Source organism: Leucobacter sp. CX87, assembly GCF_018682295.1.
Classification (GTDB): domain Bacteria; phylum Actinomycetota; class Actinomycetes; order Actinomycetales; family Microbacteriaceae; genus Cx-87.
On record NZ_JAFIRI010000002.1, the window covers coordinates 431,695 to 439,990 of the forward strand.

At 66.7% G+C, this 8,296-nt stretch carries 8 protein-coding genes and 1 rRNA gene; 1 reads left to right on the plus strand and 8 read right to left on the minus strand.

The features are described 5' to 3' along the window. Nucleotides 1-15: 15 nt before the first annotated feature. The 7 genes from KOE53_RS05035 to KOE53_RS05065 all read right to left on the minus strand — a co-directional run bounded on the left by KOE53_RS05035 (nt 16) and on the right by KOE53_RS05065 (nt 6,819). Nucleotides 16-873: an ABC transporter permease gene (locus tag KOE53_RS05035; RefSeq protein WP_188057632.1), complete on the minus strand. Its 858-nt coding sequence runs from the start codon at nt 871-873 to the stop codon at nt 16-18. Next, on the minus strand, nt 870-1,820 hold the full coding sequence (locus KOE53_RS05040; protein ID WP_188057633.1) for an ABC transporter permease: 951 nt from the start codon (nt 1,818-1,820) through the stop codon (nt 870-872). Before KOE53_RS05040 ends, KOE53_RS05035 begins: the two co-directional genes overlap by 4 nt. Next, entirely contained in the window at nt 1,820-2,965 is a 1,146-nt protein-coding gene (locus tag KOE53_RS05045) for a polyamine ABC transporter substrate-binding protein (RefSeq protein WP_188046653.1), read from the minus strand. The genes KOE53_RS05040 and KOE53_RS05045 overlap by 1 nt, the downstream gene beginning before the upstream one ends. A 28-nt stretch (nt 2,966-2,993) precedes the next feature. Further along, nucleotides 2,994-4,085: an ABC transporter ATP-binding protein gene (locus KOE53_RS05050; protein WP_188046652.1), complete on the minus strand. Its 1,092-nt coding sequence runs from the start codon at nt 4,083-4,085 to the stop codon at nt 2,994-2,996. Further along, nucleotides 4,082-4,621 carry a gluconokinase gene (locus KOE53_RS05055; RefSeq protein WP_241095418.1) on the minus strand — a complete coding sequence of 180 codons (540 nt, stop codon included), beginning with the start codon at nt 4,619-4,621 and terminating at the stop codon, nt 4,082-4,084. The genes KOE53_RS05050 and KOE53_RS05055 overlap by 4 nt, the downstream gene beginning before the upstream one ends. Before the next feature lie 147 nt (nt 4,622-4,768). After that, the gene (locus tag KOE53_RS05060) at nt 4,769-5,803 is read right to left on the minus strand and encodes an HAD-IIA family hydrolase (protein WP_188057634.1); all 1,035 of its coding nucleotides are present in this window, start codon (nt 5,801-5,803) and stop codon (nt 4,769-4,771) included. Nucleotides 5,804-5,805: 2 nt separating this feature from the next. Next, complete coding sequence (locus KOE53_RS05065) at nt 5,806-6,819, minus strand: hypothetical protein (protein ID WP_188057635.1); 1,014 nt, start codon at nt 6,817-6,819, stop codon at nt 5,806-5,808. Here KOE53_RS05065 and KOE53_RS05070 point away from each other — a divergent pair. Beyond that, nucleotides 6,781-7,938, plus strand: a complete 1,158-nt coding sequence (locus KOE53_RS05070; protein ID WP_188057636.1) for a hypothetical protein — start codon at nt 6,781-6,783, stop codon at nt 7,936-7,938. The genes KOE53_RS05065 and KOE53_RS05070 overlap by 39 nt on opposite strands. 81 nt (nt 7,939-8,019) lie before the next feature. On the opposite strand, the gene rrf is transcribed toward KOE53_RS05070, so the two are convergent. Then, nucleotides 8,020-8,136 (minus strand): 5S ribosomal RNA (gene rrf, locus KOE53_RS05075). Between the last annotated feature and the right edge of the window lie 160 nt (nt 8,137-8,296).

Genomic DNA, 8,296 nt, shown 5'->3' on the forward strand with positions numbered 1-8,296 from the left:
TCCTTTCGGTCGTGTCTACTCCGAGCCGACGAGGGCTCGGGCGGCGCTGGCTGTGGAGGTCCCGCGCGCCAGGATGGCGGCGGCGAGCGCGAGCAGCGCGAGGGTCGCGATGAGCATGACGGTCGCCATCGCCGCGAGCTCGGGGCGCAGCCCGGAGCGCAGCGAGCTCAGCACGTACACGGGCCACGGGGTGTTTCCGGTGGTCTGCACGAACGCCGAGATGATGGTGTTGTCGAGGCTCAAGGTGAACGCCATGAGCGCCCCCGCCCCGATGGCCGGGGCGAGCTGCGGAAGGAGGATCTGCCGGAAGCTGTTCCAGCGCGTCGCGTACAGGTCGGAGGCGGCCTCGGTCAAAGCCGGGTCGAGCGCGCGCACGCGCCCACGCACCAAGAATGACACGACGGCGGTAGCAAAGAGTGAGTGTCCGATCGCGAGGCGCAACAGCCCGTCGTTCAGGATCGCCACGCCGAAGTCCACGCTCAACGAGGTGAGCCACGGCATCAGCGATACGGCCTGCACGATCTCGGGAGTGACGAGTACGAGGGCGAGGACAGCCATGACCACAGACGCGAGCGTCCCCGTGCGCATCCCGATCGCGACACCGAGCAGCGAACCGAGCAGCGTGGAGATCAGCGTTGCGATCACGCTCGCACGCAGCGAGACGCCGACGGCGTGCAGGATCTCTGGCGTCTGGAAGGCCGCCTCGTAGGCGTTAATCCCGAACCCCTCCCATGCGCCGAGCAGGCGCCCGGTGTTGAAGGAGTACACGACGATGACGGCGAGCGGCGCGAACAGGAAGACCAACACCAGGATCCCGAAGATCCGAAGCGCGAGGTCACCGCCGCGGCCGCGCGGGCGCGGGTTCGTGGTCATGCGGACTCCTTGGTGTGTGCGAGAGCTGCGGACGAGCGCTCGATGGGCAGGCGGCGGCGCGCACGCAGCACCACGGCGCACCCCACGCCCACGGCGGCGACCAGTGCGATCGTGAGCACCGTGACCAGGATCAGCGTGACCGACATCGCCGAGCCGAGCGCCCAGTTCTGACCCTGCTGGAACTGCCCCGCAATCATCTGGCCGACCATGTTCCCCTTCGCGCCGCCAAGCACCTGTGCGGTGATGTAATCACCCATCAACGGGATGAAAACAAGCAACATGCCGGCCAGAATGCCGGGCAGCGCGAGTGGAAGGGTCACCTGCCGGAAGGTGCCCCAGCGGCCGGCGCCCAGGTCTTTGCTGGCTTCACGCATGGCGGGCGTGAGCCGCTCCATGGCGACGAAGATCGGCAGGATCATGAGCGGCAGGTAGTTGTAGACGACGCCGAGCTGGACGGCGCCCTTCGTGTACAGCATCGAGAACGCCGCGTCCACGAGACCCGCCTCACGCAGGAATAGTGTGACCGGCCCCTCGGGCGCGAGCAGAATCTGCCAGCCGATCGTGCGGATGAGGAAGTTTGTCCAGTACGGCACCAGTACGAGCGCGAGCACGACGTAACGCCAGCGCGCGCTCACCTTCACGGCGAGCCAATACGCGAACGGCACCGAGATCAGCAAGCAAATGAACGTGCCGATCGCCGCAATCTGCAGGGTGTTCGCGAACGTCTGCAAGAAGGCGCCGCTGAGCGCCTCGCCGTAGCGCGCGAGCGAGAGCACGGAGTTGTCGTGGGTGCCATAGAGCCCCGGCTTTTGCCCGAAGCTGTACCAGACCACCACCAAAATGGGGACCGCAAAGAACAGCAGCATCCACGCCATCCCCGGCGCCGCGAGCAGCGCAGCCGTGCCGCGCTGCTCGGCGCCGGAGGTCCGAGTTCTCGCCGCGCTCATCAGGCTCCCGCGCGCGCCTTCATTTCGGAGACGATCGCCATGCGCGTCTCCTGGGCGGCGTTGATCTGGCCGGTGTACATGCGCGCCTTCTCCTCCTCGGAGGGGAAGATCATGTCGAGCAGCTCGACGTCGCGCGCCACCAGCTCGTCCTGCGAGGCGCCGATTCCGGTGCCGTACCCGACGAACTCCGTGTTCCGCGCAGACTCCTCGATGCCCAGCGAGAAGTCGATGAACTCGTACGCGGCATCGATGTTCTTCGCGCCCTTGACGATGGCCCAGTTGTCGGTCCAGAGATTCGTCTCAGGCGTCGGCAGCACCCACTTCCAACGATCGGGGTCGCCGCTCGCCAGGATTCCCCGGCGGGCCTCACCGTTCCAGGTGTGTACGAGGGCCTGCGACCCCTGGGGAATGGCGCCGCCGCCCGGGGCCGAGTCGAACGCCGAGATGTGCGGGGCGAGGTCGTCCACGAGGAACTTGCGGATCTGCTCGAGTTCACCCTTGTCCTGCGTACTCTGGTTCCAGCCTCGAGCGAAGCACAGAATCGAGCAGATCTCGCCCGGGTCATCGGCGAGCGACGTGCGCCCGCTCGCCTCGTTCTGGGCCGCGTCGATGAAGTCATCCCACGAGACGAGGTCGCGCGTAATCACTCGGGTGTCATACGCGAAGCCGGTCGTGCCCCAGAACTTCGGCACGGTGTAGCTGTTGTCGGGGTCCCACTCCTGGCCCATGAATGCAGCATCGACGTTGCCAATATTCTTCAGACGGCTGAGGTCGAGCTTCTCCAGAAGGTCGTTCTCCGCCATCTGCGGCACGAACACACCCGTGGGGATCACCATGTCGTAGCCGCTCGTGCCGCGCGCTGCAACGAGCTTCGCGATCATTTCCTCATTGGAGGAGTACGAGTCAATGGCGACCTTCTTGCCGAACTCCTTGACGTTCGTGGGGTCGTCATAGCCAGCCCAGGAGTACACGCGCATCGTGCCGGCGCCAGCGCCGCCACCGGACGTGCCCGAGCCGCTCGGGGCACAGGCCGCGAGCGCAAGCGTCGCGCCCGCCCCGACGATGCCGCCGAGGAAGAGCCGACGGGTCAGCTCCAACTCACGGGCGCGCGGAACAAGGATCTTGGGAATGCGTGATTCGGTCATGAGATTCTCTCCCTTGAGATAGACGGGGTCAGACGGCGGATACTGCGGGGAAGACGGCGACGTGCTCGGACTGCCACGACGCGAGGACGCGGTCGCCCGCGGCGAAGCGGTGCGGGTCGACGGTGCGCGCGGCCCGGGTGATCAGCGTCGCGCCAGCGGGTGTCCGCACGACGTACTGACGGGCATCGCCCAGGGTATTTACGGCCTCGACCGTGCCCGCCACGGCGTTGATCGGGGCGTGCACCGACTCCGGCGCGAGCGAGATTGCCTCGGGCCGGATGGCAACCGTCACCGAGCCCGATCGGGGCCCGGCCACACTGTGGAAGCGCACCCCGTCACCAGTGACGAGCAGCCCGTCACCCTCGGCGCGGACGTCGTCGAAGAAGTTCTGCTGGCCGACAAACCCTGCCACGAAGCGGCTCGCGGGGCGCTCGTACACGGTCTCGGGGTCATCGAGCTGCTCGATCCTGCCGCCATTCATAATGGCGACTCGGTCGCTCATCGCGAGCGCCTCGCCCTGGTCGTGGGTGACGAACAGGAAAGTGGTGCGCAGTCGGGTCTGGATGAGGCGCAGCTCGATCTGGACCTCTTCGCGCAGCTGCCGGTCGAGTGCCGCGAGCGGCTCATCGAGCAGCAGCACGCGCGGGCGGTTGACGAGCGCACGGGCGAGGGCGACGCGCTGCTGCTGACCGCCCGAGAGCTGAGCGGGCTTGCGGTCCGCGAAACGCTCAAGCCGCACGAGCTGCAGCACGTCGGCGACCCGCTCGGCGATCTCCGACTTCGAAATGCGTCGCTGACGCAGGCCGTACGCGACGTTCCCGGCGACGGTGAGGTGCGGGAACAATGCGTAGGACTGGAAGACAGTGTTGACCTCGCGCTTGTTCGCGGGAAGGCCCGTAATGCTCTCGCCGTCCAGCAGGATCTCGCCCGCATTTGGCTGCTCGAACCCGGCGATCATGCGCAGCGTGGTTGTCTTGCCGCAGCCTGACGGGCCGAGGAGCGAGACGAACTCCCCCGGGTTGAGCTGGAGGTCGAGCGCGTCAACCACCGTGGAGTTTCCGAAGCGTTTGGTGATCCCGCGCAGCTCGAGCGTTGAACCGTTGGGTACAGGGGTACTCATCGCGTCTCCTCCAGATGTTCATGTGCAGCTTCGAGCGTGCGCAGCCAGTCGGCGGCGGCTGCGGCGATCTCTTCGACCGGGCGGTCGATCTCCAAGCAGGCCACGCCGGGTTCGCCGGCCGGCGATTCGAGCGTGTTGAGCTGGGAGTTCAGCAGGCTCGCGGGCATGTAGTCGTGACTGCGTTCGGCAAGGCGTGAGGAGATCACGCGCGAGTCCCCATCCAGGTGCACAAACGCCAGTTCCGGGCTGTAGGCGCGCAGCAGCGTGCGGTAGCTCAGCTTCAGCGCCGAACATGCGACGACCGGCGCGGAGCCGTCCCGCGATCCCGCGGCGATTGCAAGCCCCACGATGCGCAACCAGGGCTCCCGGTCGGCGTCGTTCAACGGGGTCTCCGCTTCCATCTTGCGCCGGTTCTCGGCGGGGTGCAGGTGATCCGCGTCGATGAACGGACGGCCCAACAGGGCCGCTAACGCCTCTCCCACGGTACTTTTACCCGCGCCAGAAACGCCCATGATCACTACCGGCACCTGTGCCATCCGCGTCCCCTCGTTGCAGCTCACTCAACAATAAACCATATTTATAGATCGTCAAGTTTGGCAAAGAGCAGATGTAAGGAGTTGAGCGCGGAAGCACAGCGCCCGGCGAGATCACGCCGGGCGCCGGCTCGCCGGGCACTGGGAGTGCTACAGCCAGTGGTCGGCGTACAACGCCTCGGGCACGCGCAGCCCGTAGATCGCGAGGCCGGACGACCAGATCGCCGCGCAGCCCGCGCGCAGGAGATCGATCTGGGAGTCGCCCTCAGCGACGATCTCGACCACGTTGGCGTTCATGCGCACGCGCGACCGACCGACCCGGTGGCTGCCGTCGCGCATGCGCTCCGTCTCGGGGTAGGGCAGGTGCAGATCGGCGAGGCTCGCCACAATATAGTCAGGCCGCATGTCCGCTGAGGCTGCAACGAGCTGCTTGGGACGATCCGCGCCGGTGAGCACGTGCAGTGAAGGGATCCCTGCGGCGATCGCGCCCTTGATATCCGTGTCGAGGCGGTCGCCCAGCATCAGCGCGTTGCGCGTGCCGAACCGCTCGAACGCCGTCTCGAAGATTGCACGTTCGGGCTTTCCCGCAAAGACCGGGAGCCGCTGGACCGCGGTGTGGACGGCCGAAACAAGCGTCCCGTTTCCGGGCGCCATCCCGCGCGCAACCGGAATCGTCCAGTCGGTGTTCGTCGCGATCCAGGGCAGCGGCGGCTGGCCCGGGCGCTCGGCGAGCGCGAACGCTGCCTCGGCGAGGTGCTCCCAGCCAACGTGCGGGGCAAAGCCCTGCACGACCGCATCGGGGTTGTCCTCCGCGCTGCGCGTGACGCGGTAGCCGGCCTTCGTAAGCTCATCGACCACGCCTTCGCCACCGACGACGAGCACCAGGGCGTGTGCTGGCACGTGATCGGCCAGCAGCATGACCGCCGCCTGCGGCGAGGTCACCACGTCTGCGGCGGTGGTGTGCAGCCCCAGCGAAGTGAGCTGCTCGGCCACCGCGACATCGGTCCGCGAGGCGTTGTTCGTGACGTAGCCGAGTCGCACGGTCTCCGAGGCACGGTTCAGCGCATCAACGGCGCCAGGGAGCGCCAGCGGCCCGCGGTAGACGACGCCGTCGAGGTCAGCGAGTACGAGCTCGCGGCCCTCGATCGGCGCAGCTCCTGCGGCGGCGCGGCGGAAGAGCGCCACGACTACTCCTGCTCGCTCGGCTCGGCCTGCCCTGCGGGCTCCGCCGTTGGGGCGCTGCCGGCTTCGGTCTCGGCGTCGGCTTCAGGAGCGACCTCGACGCCGGCGTGAGTCTCGGCAGCAACTTCGGCTTCAAGCACCTCCGTCTCCGAATTCTCGACCACGGACTTCTCGACCACGTCGACCGGCTGCCCCACAAACTCGTCAGCCGGCGACTCTTCGGCCACGTGACGAGGCGCATCGTCAATCTCGACGCCCGCCCGGTCGTTTGCGTACGAGTACTCCTCGACTACCTCGAACACCTCGAGTTCGGCGCCGCCGAACTTCTCCTCGAGGGCTGCCTCGGCGACCTCGGCACGCTTCTGCCACTGCGCTGCCTCGCGATCGCGACCGAGGTCACTGAGCACTGCGGCATACGCGGCGAAGAGCTCGGGGCTCCACGAGAAGGCGCGCTGCGGATCGAGCTGAGGAATCTCGAGCTCGAACAGCGCCTGCTGGGTCTGGCCCAAGTCCAGGCGAGCACCGGACATCGCGATCGCGACCTGCACCTGCACATCGGTCGACAGGGTCTTGACCTCGACGCCGTGGCCAGTCTCGATGGCCTTCTCCGGCCGCCCGAGCGCGCGCTCGCAGTCGATCATCATCGCGAGCTGCTGCTCGGAACCCGACAAGCGGCGGTAGGTACGCAGCTCGCGCAGCGCGGTGGCGAAGTCGCCGTTCACGTATGAGGTGATCGCGAGGGTCTCGCGAGTCACGGGGATACGGCCAGCCTTCCGCGACGCCGAGATGGCGTGCTGGTGGGCGAGCTCAGGATCGGTATCGATCAGGATCCCGACCATCGCGAGGTGCCGCGCGACGACGTCAGCAAGGTCCTTCTCGAGCGTCTTTAGCTCGTTGCGGGCACCGGGGTGCAGGTCCTTTGCGACGACCTCTTCCGGGATCGACGGATCCCAGTGCTCCGAGCGCACGGGGCGCAGCTCGTGCTGGAGGCGCTCGGCCTCGGTCCATTCGCGATCCACGCCGCCGCGATCCGAACGACCGCCGCCGCGGGTGCCGCCACGGCCGAAGCTGTCTCCCCCGCTGCGTGCGTTGTCGCGGCTGAAGCCGCCGTCGCGCTGCGGACGATCACGGTCGAAGGAGCGCTGGGGGCGATCGCCATCGCGGCGGGGACGGTCACCGTCGAAGCTGCGCTTCGGACGATCGCTGTTGTACTCGCGCTTGGGACCATCGAACGAACGCTGGGGGCGATCGCTGTTGTACGGACGCTGCAGACGGTCGCCGCCGAACTCGCGCTTGGGACCGTCGAAGCTGCGCTTCGGGCGATCGTTGTTGAAGTCGCGCTTGGGACCGTCAAAGGAACGCTGAGGACGGTCATTGTTGTACTCACGCTTGGGTCCGTCGGACGAGCGCTGCGGACGGTCGCTGTTGTACGGACGCTGCGGACGATCGCTGTTGTAGTAACGCTTCGGGCGATCATCGAACGAACGCTGCGGACGATCATTGTTGTACGGACGCTGCGGACGATCGCCGCCAAACTCGCGCTTGGGACCGTCGAAGCTGCGCTTCGGGCGATCGTTGTTGAAGTCGCGCTTAGGGCCGTCAAAGGAACGCTGAGGACGGTCATTGTTGTACTCACGCTTCGGCCCGTCGAACGAACGCTGCGGACGGTCGCTGTTGTACGGACGCTGGGGGCGATCGCCGCCGAAGTCACGCTTCGGGCGGTCGTCGCGGAAGTCGCGTCGATCTGCCGGGCCGCCGCGGTTGTCGCGCTGCGGACCACGATCTCGGTCTCCGCCGCGGTAGCCACCGTTCGAGCTCCCGCCGCCAGAGTTTCCTCCGCGGTAGCCTCCACCCGTGCTGCCGGAGCCGCCACCGGCACTGCCGCCACGGTATCCGCCGCCGGTGCCGGCACCGCGGGAAGCGCCGCCGCCGTTGCCCCCCTCACGGTAGGGACGCTGGGGGCCTTCGCCGCCACGAGGGGCGCCACGGTTCTCAGAGTTCGGACGTCCGTGGTCGGAACGATTCCCGTCGGGACGGTTGCCGTCGCGTCGGGCTCGGTCGTTGCCGTCGTAGCTACCATTCGACCGGTCGTTCATGAGGTTTCCTCCCGCGGGCGTCGTGCCCAAATCACTGTCTAGAAATCAGAAAAGGCCGCTCAGGACCGAAGCTACCAGCAATGGTAATCTTCGATTCTGAACGACCTTTTCTTTGAAAAAGAAGTCCGGCGGTGTCCTACTCTCCCACAGGGTCCCCCCTGCAGTACCATCGGCGCAGTCAGCCTTAGCTTCCGGGTTCGGAATGTTTCCGGGCGTTTCCCTGACGCTATAACCGCCGTAACACTATTGACCTGTCAAACCCAACCACACAAACACACCAACCAGGACAAGTACACACTCCGAAGAGCATGGACCACACCGGTCAGGGTGGGTGGTTGTGGCTTGACCGTACGTCAAGAACCACAAAGTGGACGCGAAACATCAAAACACACATCAGAGG